The following is a 1593-nucleotide window of genomic DNA, read 5'->3' on the forward strand; positions in this document are numbered from 1 at the left end:
TATCTCACCCCACTCGAGACACGGCAGCGGCACGAACAAGACCACACCCTCGCAGCGTAAGAAACGAGTGTCCACGTATGCGGGGGAACTTCAAGTTCTCGCGAATTTTCGTTCCGTGCCTGGTCAGAGGCTCGCCTGAGTCCAGCCCCGACCAGATGCGCCACTGCCACTCGTCCCACTGACACGAAACCGAGAGATCGCAGCTTACGGAGCTAACTCCCACGCGGCGCATCCTGAACCCGCTACGGCGAGCGCCCCTGAACGGCGCCCCGTCAAGGCCACGCGAATCCGCGTCACGGACGCATTCGGAGAACGCCCGATCAAGCTCGGCGCCTTCATCGCGAACTGCCGGGTCAGGAAGACATCGACATCGCTGACCAGTGAACGCATCGCACAGCTGGACGCGATCGCAATGAGATGGGCCAGCTGAACCCGAGGGAAGACCCTTGCAGGTCAGGGTGGGGTTCTGTGGTTGGTGTGTGTTCACTGTCATCTGGTGAGAGATCCACAGGTCGCGCACTGACACCAAAGCGAGAGATCGCAGCTGGCTGTCGACGCGCTGTACGGGCATCGGCTCGCTTGGGTGCGGCTGGACGGCGCCGAAGGTGGGGCCGTCTCCGGTGGGCAGGGCCCGCCAGTGCAGGACTGGCGTGAGCGCGGTAGCAGCTGCGCCGAGGAACCAGGCCGCCGCGCGGCTCCTGCTGCTGGGACCCTCGTGGTCCGGCAAGTCCCACACCGCCTACGCCGCCATCCGCCGCTTGGTCAACGCCGGCTACAGCTCCGACCGCATCGCCGTGAGGAACGCCTTCGAAGTCGCCAGGGCATACGACGTACCCCTGCGGGCCGATGTCACCATGGTCGACGACGTCACGATCTCCGTCGACCTGCGGCGCGAGGCGAAAGGCCCGCGGCCGCTCGACGGCCGAGGCACAAGCCGCGCTCACGAACGCCGCGCGAACTTGCTCCCGAGGCCCCTGCGATCGTCCGCGAGGTGTTCGCCGAAGCTGCGCTTGCCGAAGCGGCCGGGGCGCACCGTCTCGCTGGGATCGGCTACCGCGCGACCGTGGAGCAAATCGTGAAGGAAAGGGGTGCCACAGGCAACAACCTCGCGCAGCGCATCCTGGCTCTGTCAGGGGTAGGCGTTCCCCAGGACGTCGTGGACGCCTTCCACGAGGCTCGGTTCGTGGGCAACGACTCCGCGCACGACGCGCTCGCGTACTCGGCTGAGGAAATCGCGGACATCGCCGAGCTGATCCTCGAAGCGGTTCTCGTCCTCTACGTCCAGCCCGCGCAGCGAGCAAGGATGGCGCAGCAGCGGGCAGCGCGTCGCGCCAGCGCCAAGCAGGGCACGCCGTAGGGCCACTGACGTGCCGTACGCCGAGGGGACCGGACTGGATGTCCGGGCCCCGGTCGGCTTACTCGCTGCGCTCGCGGGCCTCCTCACGTCGGGGGTGGCGGCGCTGGTGGATCCGGCGCGCGTACCAGACGGTGGCTGCCCCTAGGCAGTGTCTTCAAAGGGGCTTTAGCCAGAGGAACAGGGATGCGATGGTGACGGCTGCCTGGTAGGACTCGCGGGTTTTGTCGTAGCGAGTG

General features: G+C 66.9%; 1 protein-coding gene. It reads left to right on the forward strand.

Annotated features, from left to right (window positions below; translation table 11 throughout):
* The first annotated feature begins 991 nt into the window (after positions 1-991).
* Positions 992-1357, forward strand: a complete 366-nt coding sequence (locus tag AB0D48_RS37395; RefSeq protein WP_362407826.1) for a DUF4145 domain-containing protein — start codon at positions 992-994, stop codon at positions 1355-1357.
* Positions 1358-1593: the final 236 nt, after the last annotated feature.

Origin of the sequence: Streptomyces sp. NPDC048269 (assembly GCF_040652395.1) — a bacterium.
In the GTDB taxonomy this organism is placed as follows: domain Bacteria; phylum Actinomycetota; class Actinomycetes; order Streptomycetales; family Streptomycetaceae; genus Streptomyces.